General features: G+C 65.0%; 14 protein-coding genes and 2 tRNA genes. 11 read left to right on the top strand and 5 right to left on the bottom strand.

The features are described 5' to 3' along the window. The first annotated feature begins 65 nt into the window (after window positions 1–65). From gyrA to J1M87_RS20275, 7 genes are all read left to right on the top strand, one after another. Window positions 66–2,609: a DNA gyrase subunit A gene (gene gyrA / locus J1M87_RS20305; protein WP_206491349.1), complete on the top strand. Its 2,544-nt coding sequence runs from the start codon at window positions 66–68 to the stop codon at window positions 2,607–2,609. Between the two features lie 591 nt (window positions 2,610–3,200). Further along, a complete protein-coding gene (locus tag J1M87_RS20300) occupies window positions 3,201–3,968 on the top strand; it encodes a DUF3566 domain-containing protein (RefSeq protein ID WP_206491348.1) in 768 nt (255 codons plus the stop codon). A 109-nt stretch (window positions 3,969–4,077) separates the two neighbouring features. After that, window positions 4,078–4,151 (top strand) — tRNA-Ile (locus tag J1M87_RS20295). 190 nt (window positions 4,152–4,341) lie between these two features. Then, a tRNA-Ala gene (locus J1M87_RS20290) sits at window positions 4,342–4,414 on the top strand. 401 nt (window positions 4,415–4,815) lie between these two features. Then, window positions 4,816–5,766, top strand: a complete 951-nt coding sequence (locus tag J1M87_RS20285) for an acyl-ACP desaturase (protein WP_206491347.1) — start codon at window positions 4,816–4,818, stop codon at window positions 5,764–5,766. A 203-nt stretch (window positions 5,767–5,969) separates the two neighbouring features. Next, on the top strand, window positions 5,970–6,980 hold the full coding sequence (locus J1M87_RS20280) for a GGDEF domain-containing protein (RefSeq protein ID WP_307830879.1): 1,011 nt from the start codon (window positions 5,970–5,972) through the stop codon (window positions 6,978–6,980). 118 nt (window positions 6,981–7,098) lie between these two features. Beyond that, a complete protein-coding gene (locus J1M87_RS20275; protein WP_206491346.1) occupies window positions 7,099–8,730 on the top strand; it encodes an alpha/beta hydrolase in 1,632 nt (543 codons plus the stop codon). A 10-nt stretch (window positions 8,731–8,740) separates the two neighbouring features. On the opposite strand, the gene J1M87_RS20270 is transcribed toward J1M87_RS20275, so the two are convergent. Then, complete coding sequence (locus tag J1M87_RS20270; RefSeq protein WP_206491345.1) at window positions 8,741–9,112, bottom strand: hypothetical protein; 372 nt, start codon at window positions 9,110–9,112, stop codon at window positions 8,741–8,743. Window positions 9,113–9,208: 96 nt separating this feature from the next. Between J1M87_RS20270 and J1M87_RS20265 the strand changes: the two genes are divergently transcribed. Together J1M87_RS20265 and J1M87_RS20260 are read left to right on the top strand one after the other, a co-directional pair. Beyond that, window positions 9,209–9,745, top strand: a complete 537-nt coding sequence (locus J1M87_RS20265; protein ID WP_206491343.1) for a peptidylprolyl isomerase — start codon at window positions 9,209–9,211, stop codon at window positions 9,743–9,745. A 26-nt stretch (window positions 9,746–9,771) separates the two neighbouring features. Continuing rightward, a complete protein-coding gene (locus tag J1M87_RS20260; RefSeq protein WP_206491341.1) occupies window positions 9,772–10,698 on the top strand; it encodes a rhomboid family intramembrane serine protease in 927 nt (308 codons plus the stop codon). A 76-nt stretch (window positions 10,699–10,774) separates the two neighbouring features. Here J1M87_RS20260 and J1M87_RS20255 read toward each other — a convergent pair whose 3' ends face one another. Together J1M87_RS20255 and crgA are read right to left on the bottom strand one after the other, a co-directional pair. Continuing rightward, window positions 10,775–11,260 (bottom strand): PH domain-containing protein, encoded by a 486-nt coding sequence (locus J1M87_RS20255; RefSeq protein ID WP_206491339.1) that lies wholly within the window; start codon window positions 11,258–11,260, stop codon window positions 10,775–10,777. A 36-nt stretch (window positions 11,261–11,296) separates the two neighbouring features. Continuing rightward, entirely contained in the window at window positions 11,297–11,560 is a 264-nt protein-coding gene (crgA, locus tag J1M87_RS20250; protein ID WP_206491338.1) for a cell division protein CrgA, read from the bottom strand. A 200-nt stretch (window positions 11,561–11,760) separates the two neighbouring features. On the opposite strand from crgA, the gene J1M87_RS20245 reads away from it, so the two are divergent. Both J1M87_RS20245 and J1M87_RS20240 read left to right on the top strand, forming a co-directional pair. Then, window positions 11,761–12,507, top strand: a complete 747-nt coding sequence (locus J1M87_RS20245; RefSeq protein WP_206491335.1) for a DUF881 domain-containing protein — start codon at window positions 11,761–11,763, stop codon at window positions 12,505–12,507. A gap of 13 nt (window positions 12,508–12,520) precedes the next feature. Continuing rightward, window positions 12,521–13,162 (top strand): aminodeoxychorismate/anthranilate synthase component II, encoded by a 642-nt coding sequence (locus J1M87_RS20240; RefSeq protein ID WP_206491334.1) that lies wholly within the window; start codon window positions 12,521–12,523, stop codon window positions 13,160–13,162. Between the two features lie 9 nt (window positions 13,163–13,171). Here the strand turns inward: J1M87_RS20240 and pknB are convergent, their stop codons facing one another. Together pknB and J1M87_RS20230 are read right to left on the bottom strand one after the other, a co-directional pair. Beyond that, window positions 13,172–15,109 carry a Stk1 family PASTA domain-containing Ser/Thr kinase gene (gene pknB, locus J1M87_RS20235; RefSeq protein WP_206491333.1) on the bottom strand — a complete coding sequence of 646 codons (1,938 nt, stop codon included), beginning with the start codon at window positions 15,107–15,109 and terminating at the stop codon, window positions 13,172–13,174. Further along, complete coding sequence (locus tag J1M87_RS20230) at window positions 15,106–16,479, bottom strand: serine/threonine-protein kinase (RefSeq protein ID WP_206491331.1); 1,374 nt, start codon at window positions 16,477–16,479, stop codon at window positions 15,106–15,108. Before J1M87_RS20230 ends, pknB begins: the two co-directional genes overlap by 4 nt. Window positions 16,480–16,481: the final 2 nt, after the last annotated feature.

Below are 16,481 nucleotides of genomic sequence, written 5' to 3'. Positions count from 1 at the left end.
ACTTCCCGGGCGCATCGACGTGTTCTCTCGGTGTGCCCCGGTGACCGTTTCTCGAGGAGATTTGTATGTCTGACATCACCGAACCGCCGGTAGGACCCCCGCCGGGTTCGACCACCAACGCCGAGGGTGGAGATCGGATCGATCCGGTCGACATCCAGCAGGAAATGCAGCGCAGCTACATCGACTACGCGATGAGCGTCATCGTCGGGCGCGCCCTGCCCGAGGTTCGTGACGGCCTCAAGCCGGTGCACCGTCGGGTGCTCTACGCGATGTACGACTCGGGATTCCGTCCCGACCGCAGTTACGTCAAATCCGCACGCCCCGTTGCCGAAACGATGGGTAACTACCATCCCCACGGCGACACCTCGATCTACGACGCACTGGTGCGTCTGGCACAGCCGTGGTCGATGCGGTACCCACTGGTCGACGGCCAGGGCAACTTCGGCTCGCGCGGCAACGACGGTGCAGCAGCCATGCGATACACCGAGGCGCGGTTGACCCCGCTCGCCATGGAGATGTTGCGCGACATCGACGAGGAAACAGTCGACTTCATCCCCAACTACGACGGCAAAACCCAAGAGCCGACAGTACTTCCGTCGCGGGTACCGAACCTGTTGATGAACGGCTCAAACGGTATCGCCGTCGGCATGGCCACCAACATCCCCCCGCACAACCTGCGCGAACTCGGGGACGCGGTGGTCTGGGCTCTCGACAACTTCGAGGCCGACGAGGAAGCCACCCTGGCGGCCTGCATGGAACGCGTCAAGGGCCCCGATTTCCCGACCCACGGACTCATCGTCGGAAGCCAGGGCATTCAGGATGCGTACTCCACCGGTCGCGGGTCCATCCGGATGCGTGGCGTCGTCGAGATCGAAGAAGATTCCAACGGTCGCACCACGATCGTCATCACCGAACTGCCGTACCAGGTCAACCCGGACAACCTGATCACCTCCATCGCCGAGCAGGTCCGCGACGGCAAACTCTCCGGAATCTCGAAGATCGACGACGAGTCCTCCGATCGCGTCGGCATGCGCATCGTGGTGACGATCAAGCGCGACGCCGTCGCCAAGGTGGTGCTCAACAACCTCTACAAGCACTCGCAGCTGCAGACGAGCTTCGGTGCCAACATGCTCTCGATCGTCGACGGTGTTCCTCGAACGCTGCGGCTCGATCAGATGATCCGCCTCTACGTCGCCCATCAACTCGACGTGATCGTGCGCCGCACCCGGTACCGGCTGCGCAGAGCAGAGGAACGGGCCCACATTCTGCGGGGACTGGTCAAGGCGCTCGACGCTCTGGACGAGGTCATCGCCTTGATCCGGGCATCTCCGACGGTCGACGACGCACGGCAGGGCTTGATCTCGTTGCTCGAGATCGACGAGATCCAGGCCCAGGCGATCCTTGACATGCAGCTGCGGCGCCTCGCCGCCCTGGAGCGTCAGAAGATCATCGACGAGTTGGCCGAACTCGAACGCACGATTGCCGACTTGCAGGACATTCTGGCCAAGCCCGAGCGGCAGCGGCAGATCGTTCGGGACGAGCTGTCCGAGATCGTCGAGAAATTCGGCGACGACCGACGTACCCGCATCATCGCCGCCGACGGGGACGTCAACGACGAGGACCTGATCGCCCGCGAGAACGTGGTCGTCACGATCACCGAGACCGGATACGCCAAGCGCACCAAGACCGATCTCTACCGCTCGCAGAAGCGCGGCGGCAAGGGCGTGATGGGGGCCGGCCTCAAGCAGGACGACATCGTCAGCAAGTTCTTCGTCTGCTCGACGCACGACTGGATCCTGTTCTTCACCACCAAGGGCCGCGTCTATCGGGCCAAGGCGTACGAGCTGCCCGAGGCGAACCGAACCGCACGCGGACAGCATGTCGCGAACCTGCTGGCCTTCCAGCCCGACGAACGCATCGCGCAGGTCATTCAGATCAAGACCTACGAGGCCGCTCCCTACCTGGTGCTCGCCACCAAGGGCGGTCTGGTCAAGAAGTCGCGACTGACCGATTTCGACTCCAACCGCAGTGGCGGCATCGTTGCCGTCAACCTGCGCGGCGAGGACGAACTGGTCGGTGCGGTTCTGGCGTCCTCCGAGGACGATCTGCTGCTCGTGTCGGCGCAGGGTCAATCCATTCGGTTCTCCGCCACCGACGAGGTACTGCGACCGATGGGCCGCGCCACATCCGGTGTGCAGGGCATGCGATTCAACGGTGAGGACGAACTGCTCTCCCTCAACGTCGTCAGTGAGAACAAGTTCCTGCTGGTCGCGACGTCGGGTGGCTACGCCAAGCGCACTGCGATGGAGGATTACCCGCAGCAGGGCCGCGGCGGAAAGGGAGTACTGACGATCCAGTACGACCCGAAGCGTGGCACGCTTGTGGGAGCTCTCATCGTCGACGACGAGGACGAGCTGTACGCCATCACCTCCAGCGGTGGCGTAATCCGGACCGCTGCCAAGCAGGTTCGGAAGGCCGGCCGACAGACCAAGGGCGTGCGGTTGATGAATCTCGGTGAAGGCGACACACTGCTCGCAATCGCGCGCAACGCCGACGAGATCGAGCCGGATGCCGTGGGCACCGAAGACGATGCATCGAAGGAGTCGTAAGTGAGCACTCCCAATCGGCCTGGCAGCAGGCCAGCCCCCAGCGGCGGAACGGATGATCGGGACGCCACGCGGGCCGAGCAGCCTGCGCGTCCCGCGCCGCCCGAGGGAACTCGTCCGGGTGCCCGCCCACAGCCCGCCAGTCGACCCGCACCGGCTGCGGGTCGCGGATCGGCTCCGCAAGGGAGCCCTCGTCCGCCGGTTCGGCCTGCGCAGGGTGCTCCCAACGGACCGGCGCGGCCGGCTCAGGGGCCGCCCCCGCCGCGGCCACCAGCTCCCAGTGGTCCGCCGTCCTCGTCGGGTCAGGGTGGCGCCAAGCAGGGCCCGCCTGCCCCTCGCCCCGGTCAGGCCGGACCCCCACAGGCTCAGCCAGGGGCGGGTCAACCCCATGGCGGTCGACAAGCGAGCGGCCAGCCTCCGCAGCGGCAGCCGGCCGCCGGTCCGCCACCGTCTCGCCCCGCACCACCGCGTCCCGCTGCACCCGACGAGACCACACGCACGCCGGAAGGATCGAGCGAGCAAGCTCGTCCGGCACAGCCCGAATCTGCGCCGGATCGTGCTCGCGAGACTGCGAACCCCGCGGCAACTCAGGCGATGCCCGCTCAGCAGGGCGACGCTCCGCAGAGTGATTCCGGGACTCCGCCGTGGCAGCGGGGTGCCGGCCAGCGACCTGTGTCGCAGGGCACGGACGACCGGAAGCAGCCTCAGAATCAGCCGCAGACCAATCTCTCCGGCCGGGGCGCAGCGCTCCCTACGAACGCGGAGTTCGACCGCTCGGCGCACACCACGGCCGAGCCGAGCCAACGCGAGGCACCCGAGGACAAGACCGAGCGGCGTGAAGCGGCTCGATCGAAAGCTGCGGGCATAGACGGACCGACTCGCCATATCGAACGCAAGGATCTGGCGAAGGACATGCCCGATCTGTCCGCCGTTCGGCACCCCGAGCCCGCCCAGTCCGACCGGGCAGTGCCCACCGCCATCGGGGCGATGTCTCATGGAGACGACACTCCGCTTCGCGCAACCGTCCAGATCCGCAAGATCGATCCGTGGTCGACGCTCAAGATCGCGCTCGTCATCGCGGTGTCACTGTTCTTCGTGTGGATGGTGGGAGTCGGGCTGCTGTACGCAGTGCTCGACGGCATGGGCGTCTGGGACCGGCTCAACAGTGCCTTCACCGAGATCGTCAACGAGTCGGGCGACGGCGGCCTCGTCAGCGCCGGGCAGGTGTTCGGCTACGCCGCGGTGATCGGTGTGATCAATGTCGTACTCTTCACCGCTCTCACCACCATCGGGGCGTTCATCTACAACCTGTCGTCGGACCTGGTCGGTGGCGTCGAAGTGACACTGGCAGACCGCGACTGACCTGCATCGTCGAGAGCCGTATCGGGCCGTTTTGGAAGACAGCGACCCGATACGGTAATCTCATCCCTCGGTTCGAGGAGAGAAAATCTTCGAGCCGAAGCAGTGATGAGGGCCTATAGCTCAGGCGGTTAGAGCGCTTCCCTGATAAGGAAGAGGTCGGAGGTTCAAGTCCTCCTAGGCCCACACCGAACGAACGAAAAGAGGCAGGACGTGAAAATCCTTCTTCTCGTCGCATCGGCGGTGATCGCAGTGCTGACAGTATCCAAGGTGCGCTCCACGCGCAGCTCGGACGGCGTCTGGCACAGCATCCCCACCGCGTGACAATCGCTCGGAGTGGACGTGTAGAGTTCGTCCACGATCACCCGCAACACCCGGGGCCTTAGCTCAGTTGGTAGAGCGCTGCCTTTGCAAGGCAGATGTCAGGAGTTCGAATCTCCTAGGCTCCACAATAAAAAGGACGTCCACTTCGGTGGGCGTCCTTTTTTCGTTCCCTCCCCGGGTACCCAAGTCCACTAGATGTGACATCGACCCCCGAAAAGTCCACTAGATGTGACATTGAGTGCCCACTGGAGACGGCGGGCGAGCGACGACAGCCTTGTGACCACACCCAAGGCGCGCCGCCCTTCGGCGCCCATATGTACAGACCCTCGACTGTTCTGTTCGCATTCAGGACGTGGGTCCCTAGTTTTACCGGAGTGCAGGAACGTCGGTCCGCGGATCGATGTGAACGGTCGCGACGGCGCACCGCAGGGGGGTGTGCCGTCGTCAGATCTCGGCGAGCGATGTTCGCCACCGTCTCGAATCGGTTGGCGGTTCGGGCACCCACAGGTTTGAAGGAGCCCCGCAGATGACCCGTGTTCTCAACCACGAAGAGCTGTTGACCGAACTCGACGGCACCTTGGAGACCAACTTGAATCGCCATCTGTCGATGGCGAAGGAATGGCATCCGCACGACTATGTTCCGTGGGATCTGGGTCGGAACTTCGCGGCGATGGGTGGGGAGGACTGGTCGCTCGAACAGTCGTCGTTGTCGGAGCTGGCTCGCACGGCGATGATCACCAATTTGCTCACCGAGGACAATCTTCCGTCGTACCACCGCGGGCTGGCAGACAATTTCTCGTTGGACGGTGCCTGGGGCACATGGGTGGGTCGTTGGACGGCGGAGGAGAACCGCCACGGGATCGTGATGCGCGACTATCTCGTCGTCACCCGAGCGGTGGATCCCGTGGAGTTGGAGCGGGCCCGGATGCACCACATGACGGTGGGTGTCGATGCTCCGATGGACGGGGCGAACTTTCTGCATTCGGTGGCGTATGTGACGTTCCAGGAGCTCGCGACCCGGGTCTCGCATCGGAATACGGGGTTGGCATGCGGCGATCCGGTGGCGGATCGAATGTTGGCTCGTGTTGCCGCTGACGAGAATCTGCACATGATCTTCTATCGGAACCTGGGTGAGGCCTCGTTGGATCTGGTGCCCGATCAGATGGTCCGTGCCATCACCGACGTCGCTACCGACTTTCAGATGCCCGGGTTGAACATGCCCAATTTCCGTAAGAACGCGATGACTCTGGCCAAGCACGGCATCTACGATCTCCGTCAGCATCTGGACGAGGTACTGATGCCGGTACTACGAAAGTGGAAGATTTTCGAGCGCAACGATTTCACCGGTGAGGGCGAGCGTGACCGCGATCGTCTTGCCGCGTTCGTCGAGGATCTGGCAGCCAAGGCCACCAAGTTCGAAGAGTCGCGGGATCGTTTGCTCGCCCGGGAAGCCGAGCGCGCCGACAAGGCATCCTGACCTGTACTTCGTCCCTCCAGAGAGTCGTGGTCGCAGCTCGAAGGTGTTAGAGTCCGGGCATCGTTGGGTCATATGCGGCATGGCTGTAGTGCTTGGGGAGGGCCGATGGTGCCTGGGGGGTATCAGGTGAGTGATGAGGTCTCGTTCGGTGCACGTCACCTCGAGGCGGCGCAGTCCTTTGCCTGCGCGGCTGGCCTCGACTTGTGATCAAGCCCAGGTTCGACGAGTCCGGGCGCATGCTGGCCGTGTTCGCGGCCGTCACCACCGTTCTCTACGCGGCAAGTGCCGTGGCATCGTGGTCGAGTCTGTCCGGTGCTCGGCAAGTGCTTGCGGCTCTGGCATTGGTGTTGGGTCCGTTGGCGATCGTGGTGTTGGCCAGGGCTGGTGTGCCCAGTCCCAAACGCGCGGTGGGGCTGTCGACGGCGTTGTCGGTAGTGGCCCTGGCGTGTGCTCTGGGCAGCAGCGACACGTTGCCCGCCTTCTTGATCTGTGTGCAGGCTGCCATGTTCCTGGGGATGCACATCGGTGCCTTCTGGTCTGAACGGAACGCGGGCATATGGGTTGCAGTGCTTGCTGTTTCGGCAGTGATCGGGGCCGCTGTCGCTCCGTACGGAACTCCGTTCATCAGCTACATCCTCGTCGCTCTCGGCATCGTCGGTGCAACCGAGGTGTTCGGCGTCTTCGCGCGTCGGATGCGATATTTTTCGACCCACGATGCGTTGACCGGTCTGCTCAACCGCTTCGGGTTCGAGTCGAAGATCGAGAAGATGCTGCCCGCCTGCGCGGCGCGCGGGCTGTCGGTGAGCCTGGCAGTACTCGATTTGGACAATTTCAAGGAAATCAACGACGAGTACGGCCACATTGCCGGGGACGTTCTCCTGACCCGGGTCTCGAAGGCGTGGAAGAGCCAACTGACCAAACGCGATGTTCTCGGTCGGCTCGGCGGGGACGAGTTCGTGCTGTTCATGCCGGGTGTGCTCGAAAAAGAAGCTCTCCTGATCATCGACCGACTCCGCCGCGCTCATCGTGCCGAATGGAGCGTCGGACTGGTGTGCATGCCTGCCACTCGCCGCTGGGGCGAGATCTACCGGGCCGCAGACGCGGATCTGTATCGGGCGAAGCGGAGCAGACCACCGCGGACCAACGGTCCGTCCAACCCAGGGTTCAACCCGGGGACCGGTTACAGCGATCCTGTTCGCAGAATCGCTCGGTGATGTTCGCATTCAGCAGCGTCTACCCCCAGTTTTCATCCACAGGCTGGGGATAGATTCCACAGTTCTTCGTCGCCCACGCATTGAATAGTCGAATACGACAATTCTGCGGGGGAACGCGATGGTCACACTCGATGACGTCAGGTCATGGGACAGTCGTACGCTGACTGCCGCGTCCGAGGACCTGACGCGGCGGTGGCGCGAACTGATCGCCGTCCACGCGTCCTCGACGGAGGACGTGATCGGCGAAGGGTGGGTCGGACCCGCAGCCGACGCGGCCCGCCAGGCCATGAGACGTATCCGATCTGATCTCGGTGCTGTCTCGAACGAGTTGCTTCGAGTCGCGACGTGCCTCGGCGAGGCCGCGATCGACATGGCAGGTCTGATAAACGCACTCCGTGCTGTGGAGCAGGACGCCACCGATGCCCGCTTCACCGTCGGATCCGACGGTTCGGTCCTCGACACGGCCGTGTCGTATTCGGTTGCACGTGAGGACGTGTGGACGACGGTGCGAGATCGACGGCGCATGCATGAGGAACTGGCCGAGCGACTGACGCAGCTGTTGCGCACAGCCACGGCATTCGACGAGGCCCTGGCCCTCCGCCTCGTCGGGCAGGTCCCCGCGACGTTCGTCGCAGCGGCAGTGGCGGATTCGATCCCCAGCGATGCGACGCCGGCCGCGAACGCAGCGTTCTGGAGTGCCCTCTCGCCGGCCGCACGGACACGGCTGTTGGTCGAGCAGCCGGGGCTGATCGGCAATCTCGATGGGCTGCCCGCCCGTGTGCGTGACAGTGCGAACAGGCGGGTTCTGGCCGCCGAGCGTGTTCGTTTGCGCGAGGTCGAGGCCGAGCTCCGAAAGGAGTTGGAGGCCAATCTTTTCGGAGGGATGTTCAGCAACGCAGATGCCGGCCTGGAGCAGACACGCACTCGGATAGCAGCCCTCGATGCGATCGAGGCGACGTTGGCGAAGGGGGCTAGACAGCTCCTGGTACTCGACAACGCGTCGTACGAGGAGACGACGGCGGCAATCGCGGTGGGAGATGTCGACACGGCCACACACGTGGCCGTGTTCGTACCCGGCCTCGGATCCACCGTGGCCGGAGACCTCGATAGATACGACAGCGACATGGACGGCCTCGAAACGGTTGCCCGACAGATGCTTCCGGCTGGTGCGGGTCCGAGCGTCGCCGTCGTGACGTGGATGGACTACCAGGCCCCGCAGCTCGGCTGGAGTCTGTTGGATCCAGACCGAAGCGTGGCCTCGGAGTGGGCTGCGCGGGCGGGGGCGGATCGGCTGGTTCCGTTTCTGGACGGCCTCGATGCCGCGAGGGCCGAGGACCCGCACTTGTCTGTCCTTGCGCATTCCTACGGATCGCTCACCGCCGCGTACGCGCTTCGGCAGGGCACAGGGGTGGACGACTTCGTGGCGCTCGGATCACCGGGACTGGGCACACCGACCGTCGCGGACCTTCGAGTGCCGTCGGGACACGTGTTCGTCGCCGAAGCCGAAGGCGATCTCGTGGCCGACCTCGGTGCATTCGGCCGCGATCCGGGTGTGCTGGACTCGGTCACGCTGCTCTCCACCGAGGGATCGGACGGTCGGAGCAGTTCGATCGGTCACGGCGACTACCTCGCCGAGGGGTCGACCAGTCGATACAACGCCGCGCTGGTGATCGCCGACCGCAGCGAGGACGCCGTGATCAGGACCAGGCCGGCGTTGTTCGATCTGATCCAGAAGCTGCTGTATCTCTGACCGACCCTGGTTATGCCGTACTGCCCTCGTAGTCGGCCAGGCTCGGCGGCGCATCGGCAGGCGGTGCAACCTCCTTGCGGCGGCGGCTCAGAACGAACACCGCTCCGGCGACGATGGTGGCAGCGCCCCCGATCAGCACGATTCGACGAGTCCTGTGCGATTGCGACGGGGCCCGCAACAGTGCTCTGGTGCGGTTCGACTCCGCGATTCGTTCCACCGTCGCAGCGCGTCGTCTCACGGCCTGCTTGTGTGCCAGCTCGTAACCCTTCTTGGCCATCATCAGACCGGCTCCGGCCGGTCCCTTGCTCGCGGCAGCGAAGAGCGCGGACGCCGCGGTGCCGGTGGTCGACCGAACCCGGTCGGACTTCGTTGTGCTCGTCATGGTCATCACTGTTCCACACAGTGGCCCTCCGATCAGTGCCGATAGGTCCACCTCCGCGCACCGCCCGTGAACTGCTCGATCGCCCGGGATGGCACGATGGTGGGCGTGACTTCACCTAACAAGACCCAAACGGCCACGCTGCACACCAACCGCGGCGATATCGTCATCGAACTGTTCGGCAATCACGCCCCCAAGACCGTCGCGAACTTCGTCGGCCTCGCGGACGGATCGAAGGAGTACACGACGCAGAACGCGTCGGGCACCAAGGCCGGACCGTTCTACGACGGCGCAGTGTTCCACCGCGTCATCGACGGTTTCATGATCCAGGGTGGCGACCCGACCGGCACCGGCGCAGGTGGACCGGGCTACAAGTTCGAGGACGAGTTCCACCCCGAGCTCTCTTTCGACCGCCCGTACCTGCTGGCCATGGCGAACGCCGGCCCCGGAACGAACGGCTCGCAGTTCTTCATCACCACCGGCAAGACCCCGCACCTCAACCGCAAGCACACGATCTTCGGTGAGGTCACCGACGAGGCCTCGAAGAAGGTCGTCGACGCGATCTCGAGCACCCCGGTCGGCCGCGGCGACCGTCCGGTGGACGAGGTTGTCATCGACAGCGTCACCGTCGCCTGATTCGGCCCTCGTAGGAGAATTTCACGATGACGACCCCCGGCTGGGGTGGCCCGCACGGCGACCAACCCAACCCACCCCAGTCGGTGTGCGTCCGACATCCCGATCGCCCCACCGGTCTGGCGTGCTCGCGATGTGGCCGTCCCGCATGCCCACAATGTCTGCAGGCAGCGGCGGTAGGACAACACTGTGTCGATTGCGTCCGGCAGGGCAACAAGAACGTCCGCACAGCTCAGACCATCGCGGGCGCACCCGTGGCACGATCGGCCAAGACACCGTTGACGTTCGCGCTGATCGCAGTCAACGTCGTGGTCTTCGGAATCACTGCTGCGCAGGCCGGCAGCGTGACCAGCAACTTCAATTCTCCGCTGGCCAGCGATTGGGCCCTCAACAGCTTGCTCGTGGCGAACGGCGACCTGTTCAGGCTCATCGGTAGCGGCTTCGTCCACATCGGGCCGATCCACCTCCTGGTCAACATGTTCGCGCTCTTCCTCATCGGACGCGACGTCGAACTGATCCTCGGCCGCAGCCGGTATCTCGCCGTCTACTTCCTGTCGCTACTCGGTGGCAGCGCCTCGGTGATGGTGCTCGAGAATCCGCTGGTTTCCACGGCGGGCGCGTCCGGTGCGGTCTTCGGCCTGCTCGGTGCTCAGGCCGTCATCCTGCTCAGGCTCAAGCGCAGCCCGGCACCGGTGTTCGTCGTGATCGCCTTGAACATCTTCATCAGCATCTCGATCCCCAGCATCTCGCTCTGGGGACACATGGGCGGACTCGTCGCCGGTGCGGCTGCCACCGCCGGATTGGTGTTTCTCCCCAACCGACGCACTGGGCCCGGAGGGACACCAGCCCCGGCCGGGGTGTCCCTGGCATGGCTGTCCGTCGCGGCCGTCGCCGTGGTATCCGTGGCGATCATCGCACTCCGCGTGCTGGACCTCCGCGCCCAGATGGGCCTCTGACAAATCCACTCGATGTGCCATTGACCCCCAAAAAGTCCACTCAACGTCACATTGAGTACCGACGGGCCCCGAGCGATCAGGAGTCGCGCGGCACCAGACCATGCGCCTCGAGGGCATCGAACACGTCCTGAGGGTTGGTGCCGAGGTCCCATCTGCCGAAGATGATCAACCGATCGTCGTCCTCTCCGGGCGGGCGGAGGTCGAGTTCGAGCATGGGGACGCGTCGGCCGAGTCGGGGGTATCGCACTATTTTGGCGCGGACGATGTCCGTGCGGGCGTACGTGCGGATGCCGGTGAAGCGTTTCATCACCAGTGAACCGTCGTGTGTGATGGCCAGGCGTGGGCGCTGCACTGCGGCGAGGGCTGCGATTATCCACATCCCGACGGCGGCCAGTCCGACGAGGAATGCGCCGGCTGCGTCGGAAGAGGTGAATGCGGCGCCGATTCCGAGCGCGATTCCGCCGACCACCAGGGCTCCGATGGCGACGACCGGCGTCGCCCACTGCTGTCGATACACACCCTGTGGATTGTTCGAGAAGTTATCCACAGGGTCTATCCACATTGGGGATGAATGACATCGATGTAACTCGACCGTCGCTCAGCGCCACCGCATGGTCATCACGAGCCCGACGACCATGAAGCCGAAGCCGATCAGGAAGTTGTAGGCACCGAGGTTTCCGATGAAGGCGATGTCGTCGGCAGCGAGGTAGTAGACGATCAGCCACAGCAGCCCGACCACCATGAAACCCAGCATGAGCACGACGTACCAGGCCGGTGACGGCCCCGCGTTGACCTTGACCGGCGTCCGGTTCGCCGGGTTGATCGTGTAGTCGTTCTTCTTCCGTACCTTGGACTTCGGCATTGCTTCCTCTTCGCGTTCGTGACGGTCATCGGCCCTGCGGCCGTACCTGTGGACAACTGACGACGGAACCTGTGAATCGGCGGGATCGTGCATCCCCAGGCTAGTGTCTCCCCAAGGACCGTGGCCTTACCGCTCAGGTTTCTGTACACGCTAACCCAGGTGGGCCCAGCACCGGCCCACCGGACAAATCGAGAGCACCCGTGAGACGACCTTCGACCAGTTCCGCCGAGACCCGCTGGTGGGTCCTCGCCGTCGCGGTCTGTGCTGTCGTCGGCTTGCTGCTCGGTACCACCAGACATGCATCGGACGGCACCGAGTTGCGCGGCGGGGACACCACTCGACTCGCCGATCTCGTCGAGGCGGCTCAGAGCAGCAGTGAGGATGCCCAGCGCAGGAGAGACTCGCTCGAACAGCAGGTCGATATCAGTCAGCAGCGCACTGCCGAAGGCGACAGCGATGTCGCCGACGCGTTGGCTCGCATCGACGCGCTCGCGGACGCGGCCGGGCGGGAGGCCGCGTCGGGTGTGGGCGTGACCGTCACGATGGCCGATGCTCCCCGCGGGCCGGACGGTGCGTACGCCTCCGATGCGGCCCCCGACGATCTGGTGGTCCATCAGGTCGATGTGCAGAGCGTGCTCAACGCTCTGTGGACGGGCGGGGCGTCGGCGATCTCGATGCAGGATCAACGGCTGGTGGCGTCGTCGGCGCCGCGCTGCATCGGCAACACATTGTTGCTCGGTGGTCGGACGTACAGTCCGCCGTACGTGATGAAGGCGATCGGTGACCAGGACCGACTGCGTGCGGCGCTGAAGAACGAGCCGGGTGTGCGCCTGTACGAGCAGTACGCGGTGCGCTACGGACTGCGGTACGACGTCGCGAACGCCCAGGACATCTCTGTCCCCGCCTATGCCGAATCGGTGCGCATGAGGTTCGCGCAGCCGAGCTGAGTACGCTGTCGACATGCGCATTCTCGTCGTCGACAACTACGACAGCTTCGTGTTCAACCTCGTCCAGTACCTGGGCCAGCTGAACGCCGATGTCGAGGTCTGGCGCAACGACGACGAGCGACTCGCCGACCGCGATGCCGTAGCCGCCCGATTCGACGGGATTCTGCTCAGCCCCGGCCCGGGTACACCGCAGCGGGCCGGAGCGTCGATGGACCTGGTCTCGGCCTGCGCCAGGGCGAAGACCCCGCTCCTCGGCGTATGCCTCGGCCACCAGGCCATCGGTGCTGTCTTCGGTGCCACCGTCGAGAAGGCCCCGGAGTTGCTGCACGGCAAGACCAGTTCGGTGCAGCATTCGGGCGTCGGAGTTCTCGAGGGGATGCAGGACCCCTTCACCGCGACGCGGTACCACTCCCTGACAGTCCGGGCCGACACGATTCCGGCCGAGCTCGAGGTGATCGGTCGCACCGAATCCGGTTTGGTGATGGCGATGAGGCACATCGACCTACCGATCCACGGAGTGCAGTTCCACCCGGAATCCATCCTCACCGAAGGCGGTCACCGCATGCTGGCCAATTGGCTCGCCGTGTGCGGCATGCCGGTCGACCCGGGTCTCGTCGCCAAGCTCGAAGCTCAGGTCGCCGAAGCGTTCGCCTGAGCTTCGATGCTAGCGCCCGCTGGGTAGCCCCAACACCCCGATACGCACGGAGATGGTGTCGGTCTTGCTGATCTCCGAACCTGCCGGCTGCTCTTGTTCGACGATTCGGCCGACCATCAGTGGGTCCAACTGCGATTGGCTCGACGTCGACAGATCCGACCGGGTTCCGGTCCAGCCGGCCGCTTCCAACTCCGAGAGCGCCTGAGTTTCGGTGAGACCGGACAGGTCCGGCATCGGGATCTTGTCGCCGTTGGAAATTCGCAGCGTGACGACGGAGTTCTCGGCGACATTGGTGCCACCTGCGGGGTCGGTGGACACGACCTGACCCACAGGTTGCATCGAGTCGATGCTCTGAACCTGGACGCGCAGTCCGGCTCCCTCGACGTTCGGCTGCGCCACGTCGACGGACTGTCCGACGACGTTGGGCATGCGTACCTGAGCGGGTCCCGAGCCGAGCGTGATGCGAACCTGCGAGCTGGCGTTCATGCTCACGCCCGACGACGGGTTCTGTTCGACGACCTTGTCCAGGTTCTCGGGAGTCGAGGGGGCGCGGGCGATCGTGGGGTCGAGCTCGAGCCCTACCTCGGCGAGGATGTCGGATGCTTCCTGTTGCGTTTTTCCGGTCAGGCGCGGCACCTGCACCTGTTGGGGTCCGGAAGACACGTCGAGCTGAATTCCACCGGGCGATTCGGTTTGTGATCCGGCGGCGGGGTTGGTGCCGATCGCCGACCCTTCCGGGATCGATGCGTCGGGTTTCTCCTGCACCGTGACGCGCAGGCCGGAGTTCTCGAGCTGCCGCTGTGCCTCGTCTGCGGCCAGTCCGACGACGGTCGGCACGGTGACCGTCTTGGGGGCCGCACCGGGCCCGAGCGACCACAGGAATGCGCCGACGATAGCGACGACGACAACGGACGCGATGGAGATGAGCGCGATCTTCAGGCCACGGCGACTGCGTTCCGGCTCGGGTTCGCCGTGCCGCGATCGCCGGGGTGGCTCGCCGACCGAGGCGGGTTTGTCCTTGCCGGAGAAGTCGGCTTGCCGGGCGTCGACCGAGCCGAGAATGGTGGTTCGGTCCTCGTCGTTCATCACCATCGGTGCGCTCGGGCGTTGCCCGCCGAGGACGCGAACCAGATCGGTGCGCATCTCGGCTGCGCTCTGATAGCGGTTGGCCGGGTTCTTGGCCATGGCCTTGAGGATGATCGAATCGAGTTCGCGCGGGACGGTGTCGTTGACCAGCGACGGCAGCTGAGGATCCTCGCGTACGTGCTGGTAGGCGACGGCGACCGGAGAATCACCGGTGAAGGGCGGCTCGCCGGTGAGGATCTCGAACAGCACACAGCCGAGTGAGTAGACGTCCGATCGGGCGTCGACCTGCTCGCCGCGGGCCTGTTCGGGAGAGAGATATTGGGCGGTTCCGATGACGGCCGCAGTCTGGGTCATCGGCGACGAGGAATCGGCGATGGCCCGGGCGATGCCGAAGTCCATCACCTTCACTGCGCCGGCGTGGTTGATCATGATGTTGGCGGGCTTGACGTCGCGGTGCACGATGCCGTTGCGGTGGCTGAAATCGAGTGCAGCGCAGACGTCGGCGATGACCTCCATGGCTCGACGCGGCGCCATGGGTCCCTCTGCGCGCACGATGTCTCGCAGGGTGTCACCGTCGACGTATTCCATGACGATGAACGGGAGCGGACCTGCTTCGGTCTCTGCTTCCCCGGTGTCGTACACGGCGACGATGGCGGGGTGGTTCAAGGCTGCGGCGTTCTGGGCTTCGCGTCGGAACCTCAGATAGAACGTGGGGTCGCGAGCGAGGTCGGCGCGCAGAACCTTGATGGCGACGTCGCGGTCGAGCCGAGTGTCGCGTGCCAGGTGAACCTCGGACATGCCTCCGAAACCGAGTATCTCGCCCAGCTCGTAGCGAGAGGACAGCGTACGGGGAGTCGTCATTGTTGTCCTTGTGGCTCTTGCTGGAACGGAATCTGGATCAGCGGCCGTCTCGTCGTCTGCGTGGGCTCCTCCGAGGTCGTCGTCGGCTCCTCGGTTGTCGTCGGCTCCTGGGTGGTCGTCGTCGTCGTGGTCGTGGTGGTTTCTTCGGTGGTGGTGGGCTCTTCGGAGGTTGTCGTCGGTTCCGTCGTCGTGGTCGTGGTGGTGGTGGTCGGCTGCGTGGTGGTTGTCGTCGGAGGCACGAACGGCGTCGGTGTGTCGTCCCTGCCCCCGGTGAAGAGCACATAGCCGCCGATGAGCAGGGCCAGAAGCAGCAGCCCGGCACCGCCCCAGGCGAGGGCCTTCTGCGCCGAGGACATTCCGGTGGGCACCGGCGTGGCCGCGGCAGCCGTTCCGGTGGCGGGACCGCGATACTCGCGTTGCGAAGTCGGCATCATCTGGGTGCTCGACGGCCGATCCGGCTGCGGACTCGGAACGACTCCGGGAACCATCACCCGGCCGGTGCCCGTGCCTCGGGAGTTCCCGGGTGTCGGCGGTCGACGGCCTGCTCGGACCGCGGCGACGGCGTCCGCGAATTCGCCGCCGTCGGCGTAGCGGGCAGCGGGGTCCTTGACCATCGTGATCTCGATGAGTTCGCGGACGGCGGGCGGCAGATCGACCGGCATGGGTGCCGGTGCCTCCCGAACGTGCTTCATGGCGACGGTCAGGGCGCCGTCACCGACGAAGGGTCGCGAGCCTGCCAGCGCCTCGTATCCGACCACGCCGAGCGAGTAGACATCGGAGGCCGAGGTGGCCTCCTCGCCGAGAGCTTGTTCGGGCGCGATGTACTGCGCGGTGCCCATCACCATTCCGGTCTTGGTCACCGGGGAGGCGTCGACTGCCTTGGCGATGCCGAAGTCGGTGATCTTGACCTGCCCGGTGGGGGTGATCAAGATGTTGCCGGGTTTGACGTCGCGGTGCACGACGCCTGCGGTGTGGGCGATCTGCAGGGAACGGCCGGTCTGCTCGAGCATGTCAAGGGCATGGCCGAGCGGCAGCCGGGACATCCGTCCCAGCACGGCGTTGAGCGGCTCGCCGTTGACCAGTTCCATCACGAGGTAGGCCAGTGATTCGCCTGCGCCGTCGCGGGTTTCGCCGTAGTCGTAGACCCCGGCGATGCCGGGGTAGTTGAGCTGCGCTGTCGTTCGGGCCTCGAACCTGAAGCGCTGCAGAAACTCCGGGTCCTCGGAGAATTCGGCTTTGAGTACCTTCACCGCTACCCGGCGATCCAGACGATTGTCCATCGCTTCCCACACTTGCCCCATACCGCCGGTGGCGATGAGGCGCAGTAGTCGATAGCGCTGGGCGATGACTGCCCCGTTGCTCAATGGCACCT

Origin of the sequence: Rhodococcus sp. KRD162 (assembly GCF_017168335.1) — a bacterium.
In the GTDB taxonomy this organism is placed as follows: domain Bacteria; phylum Actinomycetota; class Actinomycetes; order Mycobacteriales; family Mycobacteriaceae; genus Rhodococcoides.
This window is presented reverse-complemented; position numbering and strand designations above follow the sequence as displayed.